12 protein-coding genes are annotated in these 14,709 nt (G+C 68.2%); 4 read left to right on the top strand and 8 right to left on the bottom strand.

Annotation, left to right across the window (positions count from 1 at the left end; translation table 11 throughout):
- Together ACWDU4_RS10965 and ACWDU4_RS10960 are read left to right on the top strand one after the other, a co-directional pair.
- On the top strand, window positions 1-252 hold a 252-nt coding region (locus ACWDU4_RS10965; RefSeq protein ID WP_450113925.1), incomplete at its 5' end, for an HNH endonuclease signature motif containing protein.
- 171 nt (window positions 253-423) lie between these two features.
- Window positions 424-555, top strand: a complete 132-nt coding sequence (locus ACWDU4_RS10960; RefSeq protein ID WP_450113924.1) for a hypothetical protein — start codon at window positions 424-426, stop codon at window positions 553-555.
- A gap of 275 nt (window positions 556-830) precedes the next feature.
- On the opposite strand, the gene ACWDU4_RS10955 is transcribed toward ACWDU4_RS10960, so the two are convergent.
- Both ACWDU4_RS10955 and ACWDU4_RS10950 read right to left on the bottom strand, forming a co-directional pair.
- Window positions 831-1,448 (bottom strand): DUF4304 domain-containing protein, encoded by a 618-nt coding sequence (locus ACWDU4_RS10955; RefSeq protein ID WP_450113923.1) that lies wholly within the window; start codon window positions 1,446-1,448, stop codon window positions 831-833.
- A gap of 57 nt (window positions 1,449-1,505) precedes the next feature.
- Window positions 1,506-1,784 carry a hypothetical protein gene (locus tag ACWDU4_RS10950; RefSeq protein ID WP_450113922.1) on the bottom strand — a complete coding sequence of 93 codons (279 nt, stop codon included), beginning with the start codon at window positions 1,782-1,784 and terminating at the stop codon, window positions 1,506-1,508.
- Window positions 1,785-2,098: 314 nt separating this feature from the next.
- Here ACWDU4_RS10950 and ACWDU4_RS10945 point away from each other — a divergent pair, with 314 nt between their 5' ends.
- On the top strand, window positions 2,099-2,398 hold the full coding sequence (locus ACWDU4_RS10945; RefSeq protein ID WP_450113921.1) for a hypothetical protein: 300 nt from the start codon (window positions 2,099-2,101) through the stop codon (window positions 2,396-2,398).
- Between the two features lie 166 nt (window positions 2,399-2,564).
- Here the strand turns inward: ACWDU4_RS10945 and ACWDU4_RS10940 are convergent, their stop codons facing one another.
- A complete protein-coding gene (locus ACWDU4_RS10940; RefSeq protein ID WP_450113920.1) occupies window positions 2,565-3,476 on the bottom strand; it encodes a cutinase family protein in 912 nt (303 codons plus the stop codon).
- A 203-nt stretch (window positions 3,477-3,679) separates the two neighbouring features.
- Here ACWDU4_RS10940 and ACWDU4_RS10935 point away from each other — a divergent pair, with 203 nt between their 5' ends.
- Window positions 3,680-3,862 (top strand): hypothetical protein, encoded by a 183-nt coding sequence (locus ACWDU4_RS10935; protein ID WP_450113919.1) that lies wholly within the window; start codon window positions 3,680-3,682, stop codon window positions 3,860-3,862.
- Window positions 3,863-3,925: 63 nt separating this feature from the next.
- Here the strand turns inward: ACWDU4_RS10935 and ACWDU4_RS10930 are convergent, their stop codons facing one another.
- The 5 genes from ACWDU4_RS10930 to ACWDU4_RS10910 all read right to left on the bottom strand — a co-directional run bounded on the left by ACWDU4_RS10930 (window position 3,926) and on the right by ACWDU4_RS10910 (window position 14,687).
- Complete coding sequence (locus ACWDU4_RS10930) at window positions 3,926-5,614, bottom strand: Ig-like domain-containing protein (RefSeq protein WP_450113918.1); 1,689 nt, start codon at window positions 5,612-5,614, stop codon at window positions 3,926-3,928.
- Window positions 5,615-5,719: 105 nt separating this feature from the next.
- Complete coding sequence (locus ACWDU4_RS10925) at window positions 5,720-7,513, bottom strand: Ig-like domain-containing protein (protein ID WP_450113917.1); 1,794 nt, start codon at window positions 7,511-7,513, stop codon at window positions 5,720-5,722.
- A gap of 254 nt (window positions 7,514-7,767) precedes the next feature.
- Window positions 7,768-9,222, bottom strand: coding sequence for a glutamate synthase subunit beta (locus tag ACWDU4_RS10920; RefSeq protein ID WP_450113916.1), 1,455 nt, complete (start codon window positions 9,220-9,222; stop codon window positions 7,768-7,770).
- Entirely contained in the window at window positions 9,215-13,816 is a 4,602-nt protein-coding gene (gltB, locus tag ACWDU4_RS10915; RefSeq protein WP_450113915.1) for a glutamate synthase large subunit, read from the bottom strand. Before gltB ends, ACWDU4_RS10920 begins: the two co-directional genes overlap by 8 nt.
- Window positions 13,817-14,099: 283 nt before the next feature.
- Window positions 14,100-14,687: a TetR/AcrR family transcriptional regulator gene (locus ACWDU4_RS10910; RefSeq protein ID WP_450113914.1), complete on the bottom strand. Its 588-nt coding sequence runs from the start codon at window positions 14,685-14,687 to the stop codon at window positions 14,100-14,102.
- Window positions 14,688-14,709: the final 22 nt, after the last annotated feature.

Raw genomic sequence — 14,709 nt, 5'->3', positions numbered from 1 at the left:
CCAGGCTGCGGCCGCCCCGCCGCCTGGACCGACGGCCACCATATCCACCACTGGTCCAACGGCGGACCCACGAAACTCTCGAACCTGGTGCTGCTCTGCCGATTCCACCACGGCCTCATCCACAAGGGTGAATGGGAAGTATTCGTCAGCACGGACGATGGCCACCCGTGGTTCGTGCCTCCGCGCTGGATGGACCCGCAGCGAAGACCCGTGCCCGCCCACAACCGAAGAGATCTCATCTTCACCAGCTGAGACTGCAGCGTGCCAATCGAACAGCGGCGCCCAGGACCACAACCTCGACGCTGGGCCCGCATTCCAGGGCGGCTGCGCATCAGCGTGCGTCCCGTCCCAGTCTCGGACACCACATTCGATTGCCAGGTTGCTGACATCACCCGGCCAGGTTCGATCCGTAGAACAGAAGACATGGATATCAACCACTTCCACCACACCATCAACAACGCCTTCCAGATCCCCGGCGGCTTCGGCCCGCAAGCACCGCTGCCCCCACTCCCCCAGCCCCAGCCCCATCCGCAGGCATCGTTCTTCGGCAGCTGACCCACACCCACGACGGCGCCCCCGACCCACACCGGGAAGGGGGCGCCGTCATGTGTATCAAGACCTTGGACAGGGTGGCCGGTGCCGTGCCGCGGGCTACCTCACCACCTCGAACGAGAACGCAAGTGGGACTTCGGCCCGGCCGTACCGACCCACACACCCGCCCAGCCCCAGCCGCAGGAACCGGCACCGTTTTCGGGCCCCGCGAGTGAAGGCCCGCGTTCTCCGCGTGGACGAGCCTCTCCTGCTGGGCACGAATGCCGTTCGTCGACCGTCTACGAGGACTGATCGGCAACGACCACAGACGCGAGTTTCTCTGCCGGAACATGCGTCCGGAGAACGGCATCGATTCTGGGCCAGCGATCCTCCGCGCCGAACTCCTCCCGGATGGACCGGTAGATCTCCCGTGCGGACTCCCAGTCACCGGTGGCGACCCGGTACCGGAACGCCTCGGTTGCAACGCCGTGGCTGATCCGATCCGCGAGGGCGTCGGCCGTGGTGACGGCACCGAGCGCGGGCACCGCAATCTCCAGCGCGGCGGCCAGCGCGGCCCCGATCGGTTCAGCGACCTCGTCGTCTTGGATCTCGTACCACTGCGGAGCCACCGGCACGAGGGAGTCCAGCCGGCACCGGAACTGGCAGTCGACCTCCCGCGGGCGTTCGCTGACGGTGTCGCCGATCGCGGACGCGAACTCTGCGGAGTAGACGCCGCAGTTCACGTAAAAGCGCACCATGCCGCCCGCGTTACCCGAAGAACGTTGCAGCGTCACGACATCGGTCAGATCGCCCCGTACCCGGGTGAAGACGAGCCCCCGTTTCCGGAAGCCGAATCCCTTGAGGAGCGACCGGACGTGATCACGTTCGACACCGGCGAAGCCCATCGATTCACTCACGACCGCCGAACCTACCAGCGGCGGACACACGGGCCGTCGATCTCGAACGTCGCGACACTATCCGGTTCCCCCGTTCGGCTCGATCACCGTCCAGATGTCCCCGATCCACGAGATCTCGACCGGGTATTCGCTGTTCACCCCGACGGCCCAGTAGTCGACGATGCCGTGGTCCGCCGAGTCGAGTTCGACCCAGCCGATGGTGAACTCGCCGCGCAGGGTGCGCTGAACCCGACGGTCGATCGCATCCAGACAGACGCACAGCCCGCGAACGCGCGACTCGATCCAGTCCGCCGAGGGATCCGGGATCGTGACCTCCAGCGCATTCCCGTCGCTCAACGGGATCACGATCAGAAGCTCACCCGAACTCGGTCGCACCTCTCGTGAGGAGTGACTCTCGTAGGCGCGCAACAGCTCTCGAGGCTTGTATGGCGCACGCACGCCATCAGACCGTCGGGACGGACCGAAACGGAACATCGCCCCATTCTGCCGCACGGATCGAGACTCCCAGTCCTTGAAGCAGTTGCCGCCGACTGCCAGGAACCTCTCGCCTTGCCCACACCCGCGGCCCAGACAGCTCGTCAATGATGAATCTCATCAGGGCAAACACGTTCGAAGCGGCGAGCATTCGTCGTCGACCAGGAGGTAAATCCGTGAAGGCACTACTGATCAAGTCGGCCGCCATCGGCGCCCTCGGGCTTGCTGCTGTCGGGATCGGGGCGGGCGTCGCCGGCGCCGACCCCATCCAGGCGGCGGGACAAGGCCAGAACCAGTACCCGGGCCAGAACCCTGCACCCCAGAACCAGGTACCTCAATACCAGCAGAACGAGCAGTTGGAGCAGCACGTTCAGGAGCTGAAGAACCGGTATCCGCAGTTCGCACCGCAGATCCAGCAGTTCCATCAGCAGTTCCCGCAGGCCCAGATCCCGACCGAGATCTTCTTCGGCTCATAGTTGCCCGAACGGTCTGTTGCGGTGGGCGATGTGCACCGCCGGCTGCGGGACCGACCGGGTTGCGTCGGGTAGGTAGGGGACACCGGCCGCACGACACGAAAAAGCGGCCGGATCCATGTGGATCCGGCCGCTTCGATGATCGTCCGGTGTCGGGCCCCGTCGCCTGTCAGGCCTTGTCGCGCAACCAGCCGGCGAGCCAGGCCGTCGGGGTGTTCCCCGCGGCGTCGACGCTGTAGCCCTGGTAGTTCTGGTGCGCGCCCGAGCCGTAGAACTTCGCCATCTGGCCGGCCCGCTGCAGGTTGGCCTCGTCGGTCAGCTGGTTCTGCAGCGCCGGGATGCCACCGGCCCCGGCCAGGTCACCCAGGATCACGCCGGCTTCCGGAGCGTAGTCCGGCGAGTCCGACGATCCCGGGTCGGAGTTCGTCGCCGCGAAGCCGGCCATTCGCGTCACGAAGTCGTCGGGTTCGGTGGAGCAGTAGAGGTCACCCGGCGCGCAGAAGGTCACGGTCCGGTCGCTCAGCCAGCCGAACCCGCCGGGACGCGGTCCGCCGGCGCCGCTGCCCGGCACCCACGGTCCGATCAGGACGTCGGTCGGCGACCGCTTCGGGTCGGACAGCAGCCCGACGGCCGCCACCTTCTCCGGACGGATCGAGCTGAGCCCGGTGCCGATCTCGTTGGCGAGTTCACCTGCCGCGTCGGCGCCCTGGCTGTAGCCGATGATCCCGAAGCGGGTGTTGCCGCAGCGGGACTGCATCGCCTCGAGCATGCCGCGGGCATTGTTGGTGGCCTGTTGCCGGGAGGCGCCGTACACCTCGCCCTCCCACGGGAACGCCGTCGCGACGTAGCGCACGTAGTCGGTTTGGATGTCGGCTCCCCGCAGGCGGTCGGTGACGTCCGCGAGCATGCCGCCGCCGCTGTTCTTGTCCGGCGTGACACCGGTCTCCCAGGTGCCCGGGACCGCGACCACATACAGGTCGGGGCACGCCGGATCCGCCTGCGCTGCACCGGCACCGACCAGCAATCCCGCACTCGCAGCGACGGTTGCCGACGCCATCGCCACGAACTTCCTCAGCCCCATACTCCCGACCCCCTAGTTCCTGCCACTCCCGAAACGACGCGGCGATCGTCGCATCGGGATGTGTCGAAAAGATGCACAAGCGGTAAAGAAACGTTACCCCGCGGCGACGTCCGGTAGCGAGGTGAAGCACCAGAAATACCACGATCGACCGACGGTGAACGACCCGGCGGCCCGGCCGCCGCGGCCCGGGGCAGAATCGGGGCATGGTCGACTCCTCGGTACTGCTCACCATCGGATCCGTGTGTATCGGATTCGTGCTGTTCGTAACCGCCGCCAGCGGTGCCCGCGGCGGCTGGAACCGGGCCCTGGTGATCGGCCTGTTCGTCGTGGCGGTGATCTTCCTGACCGTGATTCCACTGAGCGTCGCGCTCAGCGCCGGCGTGTAGGACGACCGTGGCCACCCGGGCGCGGTGCCCGGGTGGCCACGTGAATCGCGAAGGCTCGGCCGGCTACTGCGAGGAGCCGAAGCCCCCGAACAGGCCGTCGAGGCTGCCGGTTCCGCCGCCCCCGTCGGTGTCACCGGGGACGGTCAGCGTCTGCGGCTCGGAGTCCGAGTCGATGAAACCGACCGCACCGACGAACTCCGCGGTGACGCTGAACGTGCCGGCACTAGCGAACGTCGTGGGCAGCGTCGCAACCCCGTTCACCACATCGACCGGTGCACCGAGCGGCGTGTTACCGAGCTTGAACTGCACCTTGCCCTTGGCATTCGCCGGATCGACCGTCGCCGTCAGGGTGACCGGCTGCCCCTTCGCGACGGTGCCGACCGCCGCGAGAGTGGTGGTCGTCTGGACATCCGCGGGCGGGGCCACGGTGACACTGACCGGGAAGGCGGGCGCGACCGACGGTGCGATCCCCTCGGCACCGGAGTACCGGGCGACCACGCTGTGGGTGCCGGTGCCGGTGAACTTGTAGGGCGCGACCGCGACACCGTCGGTGCCGACCGTGCCGGTCACCTTGTCACCACCGTTGATCGTGAACTCGACCGTGCCGCCCTGGACCGCGGGCGTGACCTGCGCGTGCAGGTTGACGTCCTGGTCGACGTAGGCCTTGTCGGGCGCGGTCATCGCGACGCTGGTGGCGATGTCGTCGGTGCTGACATTGATCGTCTTCGGGGCGGAGGTCGATCCTTCGAAGCCCTGCGCACCGGAGTACACAGCGGTGACGGTGAAGTCGCCGTCGGTGTCGAAGGTGTGCGTCGTGCTGGCCGCGCCGCCGACGACGTCCACGGGACCGCCGATCGCCGTACCGTTGACCGAGAACTGGACCGTGCCACCGTTCGCGGCCGGGTTGACGTTGGCGGTCAGGGTGACCGAGTCGCCGTTCTTGACGGCGCCCGGTGCCACCACCGTGGTGGTCGTCTGCTTGTCCGCCTCCACGATGCTCGTGCTGGCCAGCGGGCCGGCCCCGGAGTTGAGCGGCGCCGTCGAGGAGTCCCGCGGACTGCACTGGGTCGGCGCCCACGCGGTGATCAGGAGCGTCGCCTCCGGCAGGAACGTCAGGTAGTTCTTGTCGTTGCCGTAGAGCCCGGCGTCGCCTGCGGAACGGAGCTTGACGTCCACCGTGCCCGAGGCGCCTGCCTTCAGCCGGACCTTCACCTGGGGCAGCTGGAACACGGTGTTCGCGCCGGACTGTGCCAGGGCGACGATGCCACCTCGGGAGCTCTTGCTCGCGGTGGGGCTGTTGCCGATGACCTGGTTGTTGCCGGACAGTCGGAGGATCGTGCCGTTCGCATCGACGACGCCGTTCTCGTTGACCCGCAGCAGGTTCGGGGCGACACCGCTGAGTCCGGAGCTGGTGCCCGGAACGATCTCGCTGCCGATGACCTGGGCGTTCTGCGGCACCTCCATGTCGACCTTGACCCGGGACACGCTCTGCAGCGCCGAGCCCGAGTTCGAGTTCGGAATGGTCAGCGGCGGAGCCGTGACCACGACGTCGTACTCCTCGCCCGCGTTCACGGACGCCGGTGCGTCGACGACGATCGAGGCTTCCTGCGTCTGACTCTGCGGACCCGCGACCGCGGACGGGGTCGCCAGACAGGTGTTGTTGAAGGTGACCGTATTGGGGGCGGCCTGGGCGGGTACCCCGGCGAGAATGGTGACGCCGGCGAGGGCGCCGACCCCCAGGGGTGTGACCATCCCGCGAATTCTCTTCTTTTGCACGAGTTCTCCTACGGATGAATGAGGGCAACTGGTGAGTCGGCCGGGGCCCGGGGTCCGATCACCCGGGCCCCGGCCGAAGTCTCAGGAGCTGAAGAGGTCGGTCAGCGAACCGAAGTCGGCGCTACCCGTTCCACCGCCACCAGGGGTGCCCGCGGCGGACACGGTGAGCACGGTCGGACCGGACACCGAGTCCTTGAACCCGCTGCCGCCGACGAAGTTGGCGGTGACCGCGTAGGTCCCCTCCGCGTCGAAGGTGTGGGTCAGCGTCGCGACGCCGTTCACCACGGCGACCGGGGCGCCGATCTCGGTGGTGCCGGCCTTGAACTGCACGGTGCCGTCGGCGTTGGCCGGGTCGACCGTGGCGGTGAGGGTCACCGTCTGCCCGACGGCCGCGTTGCCGGAGACGGCGAGCGCGGTGGACGTCGCCGCACGGGTGTCCGGGTTGCTCACGGTGACGGTGAACGCGGCCGAGGTCGACGGGGTGAATCCGGCGGTGCCGGTGAACTCGGCGACCACGTTCGCGCTGCCCGCGGCAGCGAAGGTGTGCGGCAGGACCGCGACGCCGTCACCGGTGCCGACCGGTGCGGTGCCGACCGGGGTGCCGTCGACCTTGAAGGTCACGTCGCCGCCGCTGGGGATCGGGAAGACGGTCGCGGACAGGTTCACCGGAGTGCCCACCACGGCGGTGACGGGCTCGAGCACGGTGGTCGTGGTACCGAAGTCGGCGTCGGAAACGGTCAACTGCGAGGCGCTGGAGACGGAGTCGAGGTAGCCACCGGTGCCGGTGAAGACGGCGGTGATGTCATGGCTGCCGGCCTCGGGGAAGGAGCGGGTCAGGCTGGCCTGACCGTTGACGACGTCCACGGGGGCACCGAGATTCGCGGTGCCGTCCTTGAACTGCACGGTGCCGGTGGCCCCGGCCGGACCGACGTTCGCGGTCAGGGTGACGTCCTCACCCACGGTCGCCGAGGCGGGCGCGGTCAGCGTTGTGGTGGTGTCCGCGGAGACGTCGACGGTCTGCGCGGCCGACACCGAGTCGTGGAATCCGGCACCGGCCGTGAAGGCGGCGGTCACCGAGTGCGCACCGACGGTGTCGAAGGTGTGCGAGAGGACGGCGTTGCCACCCGAGACGGCCACCGGGGCGCCGATGTTGTTGTTCCCGTCCTTGAACTGGACGGTGCCGACCGCGTTCGCGGGGCCGACGTTGGCGGTCAGAGTGACCGCCTCACCGGTCTTCGCGGTGGTCGGGGCCTGCAGTGTGGTGCTGGTGTTCACGTTGGGGTCGACGACGCGCACCCATGCGCCGGCCGTGCTGCTGCCCTGCTGGGTTTGGAACGTGTAGACGTCGAACACGAAACCGGCTTGGTAGTCGCCGAATACCTGTGTCGTGGGGATCTTGTAGGTGACATCGAAGTTCACGGCGTTCTTGTAGCCCTTGGTGCCGAGGATCGGCACGGAGTCGCAGCCGCTCCCGGTGCACACCGCCTTGACGCCCGCCGCACCCTCGTCGGTGACGGTCGACAGCCGGCTGATCGTGTTCGACAGGTACGTGAAGCCGGCGGGCTGAATCTGCCGGATCGCGGTCATGTACCGGTCGACACTGCTGTTCTTCCAGATCTTCGCGCTGAAGGTCACGGTGTCACCGGGATGGACGACGTTGACGCCCGACTGGGCGGGGTCGACCGTCGCACCGTTCACGGCGGACAGGCTCAGGTTCCATCGGAGGTTGTCGGCCGTCTTGTCTCCCGACGAAGCGGGCGGCGGCGGCGTCTCGTCGGCGGCGGCCACGCCGCCTGTGACGCCGAGCGCGAGCCCGGCTGCGGTGAGTGCCGCGATAGTGGGTGTCGCCAGGCGACGGGGCAGGGAAAACCGCACTGCTACCTCCTCGGCGGACCAACCCGGGAGGCGGCCCACATGTGTGATTACGGTCACATCTCAGCACGGGAGCGTAGCGGTTACGAGTAGATCACGGCAGGCGTTTGCTGAACATTCGTCCAAACCATCTGGACTTTCGTCCAATTGAATGACAGTGACGTCCGGGCCTTGGACAAAGCAAAACCCGCCGCCCCGGAGAAACCGGGACGGCGGGTTGCTGGAGCGATGCCGGGCGACGCTGACCGGCGGTATTCCTACCGCTGCGGTGCGGCGGTGGGCTTGATGGGCGACGGCAGGAAGGTCTGCCCGCCCTCGAGGTAGGCGTCGACGGCGGCCGCGCACGAGCGGCCCTCCGCGATGGCCCACACGATCAGGGACTGGCCGCGACCCATGTCACCGGCCACGTACACGCCCGGGACGTTGGTGGCCCACTCGTCCGACCGGGCGACGTTGCCACGGTCGGTGAGGTCGACACCGAGGTCGGTGAGCAGACCCGGCTTCTCCGGACCGACGAAGCCCATGGCGAGCAGCACCAGGTCGGCCTCGAGCTCGAAGTCCGAGCCCTCCACCTTCTGGAAGCGGCCGTCCACCATCTGAACCTCGTGGGCCTTGAGGGCGGTGACCTTGCCGTTCTCGCCGACGAACTGCTCGGTGTTCACGGAGAACACCCGCTCGCCGCCCTCCTCGTGCGCCGACGACACCCGGTACATGAGCGGGTAGGTCGGCCACGGGGTGGAGTCCGCGCGGGCCTCCGGCGGCCGCGGCATGATCTCGAACTGGTGCACGATCTCCGCGCCCTGCCGCAGCGAAGTGCCCAGGCAGTCGGCGCCGGTGTCGCCGCCACCGATGATGACGACCTTCTTGCCCTCGGCCGTGATCGTCGGGGCGTCGAGATCACCCAGCTGCACCCGGTTCGCGATCGGCAGGAACTCCATCGCCTGGTGGATGCCGTCCAGCTCGCGGCCGGGGACCGGCAGGTCGCGCGCCTCGGTGGCGCCGCCGGCCAGCACGACAGCATCGAACTGGGCCTTGAGCTCCTCGGCGGTGATGTCGACACCGACGTTGACGCCGGTGCGGAAGACGGTGCCCTCGGACTCCATCTGCACCAGGCGACGGTCGATGTGCCGCTTCTCCATCTTGAACTCGGGGATGCCGTAGCGCAGCAGGCCGCCGATGCGGTCGGCACGCTCGAACACCGTCACCGTGTGACCGGCCCGGGTCAGCTGCTGCGCGGCGGCCAGGCCGGCCGGGCCGGAGCCGACCACGGCGACCTTCTTGCCGGTCAGGCTGGAGGTGCGGATCGGCTTGACCCAGCCCTCGTCGAAGGCGCGGTCGATGATCTCGACCTCGACCTGCTTGATGGTGACCGGATCCTGGTTGATGCCCAGGACACAGGACGCCTCGCACGGGGCCGGGCACAGCCGCCCGGTGAACTCCGGGAAGTTGTTCGTCGCGTGCAGCCGGTCGAACGCCTCGCGCCACCGATCCTTGTAGATCAGGTCGTTCCACTCGGGAATCAGGTTCCCCAACGGGCAACCGTTGTGGCAGAAGGGGATACCGCAGTCCATGCAGCGGCTGGCCTGGGTGCGGAGGGTCTTCGAGTCGAAGTCCTCGTACACCTCCTTCCAGTCCATCAGGCGCAGCGGCACCGGCCGCCGGACCGGGGTCTCGCGGGAGGTGTGCTTGAGGAAGCCATTCGGATCAGCCACGAGCTGCCTCCATGATCGCTTCGTCCACGTTCGTTCCGTTCTTCTTCGCGGTGTCGATCGCCACGAGCACCTTCTTGTAGTCGCGCGGCATCACCTTCGCGAAGTGATTGACCTGCTGCGACCAGTCCGCGAGGATGCGCGCGGCAACCTCCGAACCGGTCTCGTCCCGGTGCCGTTCCACGACACCCTTGAGCCAGGCGAAGTCCTCGTGCTCGAGGTCCTCGAGATCCACCAGCTCGGTGTTGAGGTTCGCCTCGAAGGACTTGTCGGCGTTGTAGACGAACGCCACGCCGCCGGACATGCCCGCACCGAAGTTGCGCCCCGTCTTGCCCAGGATCACCACCCGGCCACCGGTCATGTACTCGCAGGCGTGGTCGCCGACACCCTCGACGACCGCGGTCGCGCCGGAGTTGCGCACCGCGAAACGCTCACCCGCGACGCCGCGGAGGAACGCCTCGCCGCCGGTGGCGCCGAAGAGGATCACGTTGCCGGCGATGATGTTGTCCTCGGCGACGAACCCGTCCGCCGTCTGCAGCGGCGGACGCACCACGATGCGACCACCCGACAGGCCCTTGCCGACGAAGTCGTTGCCGTCGCCGTTGAGCCGCAGCGTCATGCCCTTCGGCACGAACGCGCCGAAGCTGTTGCCCGCCGACCCGGTGAAGGTGATGTCGATCGTGTTGTCCGGCAGTCCTTCTGCGCCGTACGCCTTGGTCACCTCGTGGCCGAGCATGGTGCCGACCGTGCGGTTGACGTTGGTGATCTTCGACTCGATCTGCACCGCGGTGCCGCCGTCCAGCGCGGGCCGGGCCTGCACGATCAGCTCCTGGTCCAGCGCCTTGTCGAGCGCGTGGTCCTGGGTGCCGGTGCAGTACAGGTCCTGGTCCGGGAAGGCGGTCTCGGGCTGCGCCAGGATCGGCGACAGGTCCAGCTTGGACGCCTTCCAGGTCTCGACCGCCGCGGTGGTGTCGAGCACGTCGACCTGACCGACCGCCTCTTCGAGGGTGCGGAAGCCCAGCTCGGCGAGCAGCTCGCGCACCTCCTCGGCGATGAACAGGAAGAAGTTCTCCACGAACTCCGGCTTGCCGGTGAACCGGCTGCGCAGCAACGGGTTCTGCGTAGCGACACCGACGGGGCAGGTGTCGAGGTGGCACACGCGCATCATGATGCAGCCGGAAACCACCAGCGGCGCGGTGGCGAAACCGAACTCCTCGCCGCCGAGCAGCGTCGCGATCATCACGTCGCGGCCGGTCTTCATCTGACCGTCGACCTGGACCACGATCCGGTCGCGCAGACCGTTGAGCAGCAGGGTCTGCTGGGTCTCGGCGAGGCCGAGCTCCCACGGGGCGCCTGCGTGCTTGAGCGAGGTCAGCGGGGAGGCGCCGGTGCCGCCGTCGTGACCGGAGATGAGCACCACGTCGGCGTGTGCCTTGGACACACCCGCGGCGACGGTGCCGACGCCGACCTCGGAGACCAGCTTCACGTGGATGCGGGCCTGCGGGTTGGCGTTCTTCAGGTCGTGGATCAGCTGCGCGAGATCCTCGATCGAGTAGATGTCGTGGTGCGGCGGCGGAGAGATCAGGCCGACGCCCGGCGTCGAGCCGCGCACCTCGGCGACCCACGGGTACACCTTGTGCGGCGGCAGCTGGCCGCCCTCACCCGGCTTGGCACCCTGCGCCATCTTGATCTGGATGTCGGTGCAGTTGGTCAGGTAGTGCGAGGTGACACCGAAGCGACCGGACGCGACCTGCTTGATCGCGGACCGGCGCCAGTCGCCGTTCTCCTCGACCTCGAAACGCCGCGGATCCTCGCCGCCCTCACCCGAGTTCGACCGTGCACCAAGGCGGTTCATCGCGATGGCCAGGGTCTCGTGGGCCTCGGCCGAGATGGAGCCGTAGCTCATCGCGCCGGTCGAGAACCGCTTGACGATCTCGCTGGCCGGCTCGACCTCGTCGATCGAGATCGGTTCGCGCAGACCGGACTTGAACTTGAACAGGCCGCGCAGGGACGCCAGTCGCTCGGACTGGTCGTCGACCATCTTGGTGTACTCCTTGAAGATCGAGTACTGGCCGGTGCGGGTGGCGTGCTGCAGCTTGAACACCGTGTCCGGGTTGAACAGGTGGTACTCGCCCTCACGACGCCACTGGTACTCGCCGCCGACCTCGAGCTCGCGGTGCGCGCGCTCCTCCTTGCGGGGCAGGTACGCGTTCTGGTGACGGACCTTGACGTCGGCCGCGATCTCGTCGAGACCGATGCCGCCGAGCTGCGAGTTCAGGCCGGTGAAGTACTCGTCGACGAGCTCCTGCCCGAGGCCGATGACCTGGAACAGCTGCGCGCCGGTGTACGAGGCGAGGGTGGAGATGCCCATCTTGGACATCACCTTGAGCACGCCCTTGCCCGCGGCCTTGATGTAGTTCGCGACGCCCTTGTCGTAGGTGACGTCGGTGAGCGCGCCGCTCTCGATCATGTCCTCGATCGACTCGAAGGCCATGTACGGGTTGACGGCGGCGGCACCGAAACCGATCAGGGTGGCCATGTGGTGCACCTCGCGGGCGTCACCGGCCTCCACGATCAGACCGACCTTGGTCCGGGACCGCTCGCGCACCAGGTGGTGGTGCACCGCCGAGGTCAGCAGCAGCGACGGGATGGGCGCGAACGTCTCGTTCGAGTTGCGGTCGGTGAGCACGATGATGCGCGCGCCGCCCGCGATGGCCTCGGAGACCTGGAAGCGGATGCTGTCGAGCGCGGCACGCAGGCCTGCGCCGCCGTCCGCGACCCGGTACAGGCCGGGAATGACCACCGAGCGGAAGCCGGGGAACTTGCCGTCGTCGTTGACGTGCACCAGCTTCGACAGGTCGTCGTTGTGCAGGATCGGCGACGGCAGGCTCAGGAGCTTGCAGGAGTCCGGTCCCGGGTTGAGCAGGTCGCCCTCGGGCCCGAGGCTGCCGCCGATGCTGGTGACGACCTCCTCGCGGATGGCGTCCAGCGGCGGGTTGGTGACCTGCGCGAACAGCTGCTGGAAGTAGTCGAACAGCAGCCGCGACCGCGAGGACAGCACCGCGATCGGGGTGTCGGTGCCCATCGAGCCGAGCGCCTCGCCACCGGTCTTCGCCATCGGCGCGAGGAGGATGTTCAGCTCCTCGGTGCTGTACCCGAACACCTGCTGACGGATCAGCACGCGCTCGTGGTTCATGTGCAGGACCTCACGCTCGGGCAGGTCCTCCATGTGGACCATGCCGGCGTCGAGCCACTCCTGGTACGGGTGCGCGGCGGCCAGCTCCGACTTGATCTCGTCGTCGGAGACGATGCGGCCCTGCGCGGTGTCCACGAGGAACATGCGGCCCGGCTGCAGGCGGGTCTTGACGACCACCTTCTCCGGGTCGATGTCGAGAACGCCGACCTCGGACGCCATCACGACGAGGCCGTCCTCGGTGACCCAGATGCGGCTGGGGCGCAGGCCGTTCCGGTCCAGCACGGCGCCGACGACGGTGCCGTCGGTGAAGCACACCGACGCCGGGCCGTCCCACGGCTCCATCAGCGCGGAGTGGTACTCGTAGAACGCGCGGCGGGCCGGGTCCATCGACTCGTGCCGCTCCCACGCCTCCGGGATCATCATCAGCACGGCGTGCGGCAGGCTGCGGCCGGCGAGGTGCAGCATCTCGAGCACCTCGTCGAAACGTGCGGTGTCGGACGCACCCGGGGTGCAGATCGGGAAGATCTTCTCGAGCGCACCCTCGCCGAACACGTCGGACTCGATGAGCGCCTCACGGGCCCGCATCCAGTTCTCGTTGCCGGTGACGGTGTTGATCTCGCCGTTGTGCGCGACGCGGCGGAACGGGTGCGCCAGCGGCCACGACGGGAAGGTGTTGGTGGAGAAGCGCGAGTGGACCAGGCCCAGCGAGGACTCCATCCGCTCGTCCTGCAGGTCGAGGTAGAAGCTCTTGAGCTGCGGCGTGGTCAGCATGCCCTTGTAGACGAACGTCTGCCCGGACAGGCTGGGGAAGTACACCGACTCGCGGCCGGTGGCACCCTCGCCGGAGCCGCCGTCGCCGAGTTCGTGCTCGACGCGCTTGCGGACCACGTAGGCCTTGCGCTCGAGGTCCATGCCGGTGATCGAGGCGTCGGGTCCGGCCAGGAACAGCTGCCGGAAGGTCGGCATCGCGTCACGGGCCATCGCACCGAGCGAGGATGCGTCGGTGGGGACCTCACGCCAGCCGAGAACCGTCAGGCCCTCCTCCACGGCGATCCGCTCGACAGCGGTGGCGGCCTCGTCGGCGGCCTCGTTGCCCTGCGGGAGGAAGCCGATGCCGGTCGCGTAGGCGCCCTCGGCGGGCAGCTCGAAGTCGACGACCGCGCGCAGGAACGAGTCCGGGACCTGCAACAGGATGCCGGCGCCGTCGCCGCTGTTCGGTTCCGCACCGGCAGCGCCGCGGTGCTCGAGGTTCACCAGCGCGGTGATGGCCTTGTCGACGATGTCGCGGCTGCGACGACCGTGCATGTCGACGACGAACGCGACACCACACGCGTCGTGCTCGTTCGCGGGGTCATAGAGGCCCTGGGGTCCGTGAGACCTGTGGCCTGGAAATTGCTTCATACCTAGCCTTCGTGTGCGTGAAAGTGCACAGACGACCAGCAACGCTGATGGCCATCACGTGGCAGAACGAGCGCCGACACAGCGTCGGATCGGCGCGCCCACTCGCCTCGCCGCGGTCGATCGCACGGGGTGTTACCCGTCCGTCACCGGCTCAGCCGAGTGGCCCTCTGGACTGTTGTGTGTCCAGCATGTTCCGAAAACGATAATTCAGAACCCATGGGCAGTGCCAACCAAGGGTAGCCTTTTATAGCGTTGACGTGGGGCTATCCCGAAGTTCTTCCGGTCACATCCGGCCCGATCCGGACCCGAAGACCGCGCCGAGGACCGTAACAATTCCCGCCCGCGGGTCGAATTGCACTTCTTCCGACACCGACTCGTGCCCGGTCAATCTGTGCAGGATCACACCGTCCAGGTAGTCGGTGAGGATCACGGCGTGCCTCCCCGGGTCGGGGGCGCCGAGCATGGCCAGCATGGTGGTCCCCCACTCGACGAGTTCGGCGCGGCCACGGCCGATCGGTTCGGCCACCGCGGGATCGGTCATGGCGGCCGCGAACAGCGCGAACCGGGCGGCCGTGCGCAGCCGGTCGCGGCCGGTGGCCAGCAGCACGTATCCGGTCAGCCCGTCGGCGAGTTCGGTCACCGTCGCGGGCAGGCGGGCCGATCCGAGCGCCGCCCAGTCCTCGCGGTCCCGCTCGACCAGACGCGCGACGACCGCGCCGACCAGGGCGTCCCGGGTCCGGAAGTAGTTCGAGGTCGACCCCTGCGGGAGCCCCGCCGCCGCATCCACGCCCCGGTGGGTCAGGCCCCGGAGGCCGCGGGCGCCGAGGAGGTCGATCGCCGCGTCCAGTGCCTGATCACGGTTGCCTGCCATACCCGAACACTACAGCGGTAGT

The sequence above is a fragment of the Rhodococcus sp. NPDC003348 genome (genome assembly GCF_053589375.1).
The sequence above is the reverse complement of the archived record's forward strand: the minus strand, read 5'-3'. Positions and strand labels throughout refer to the sequence as shown.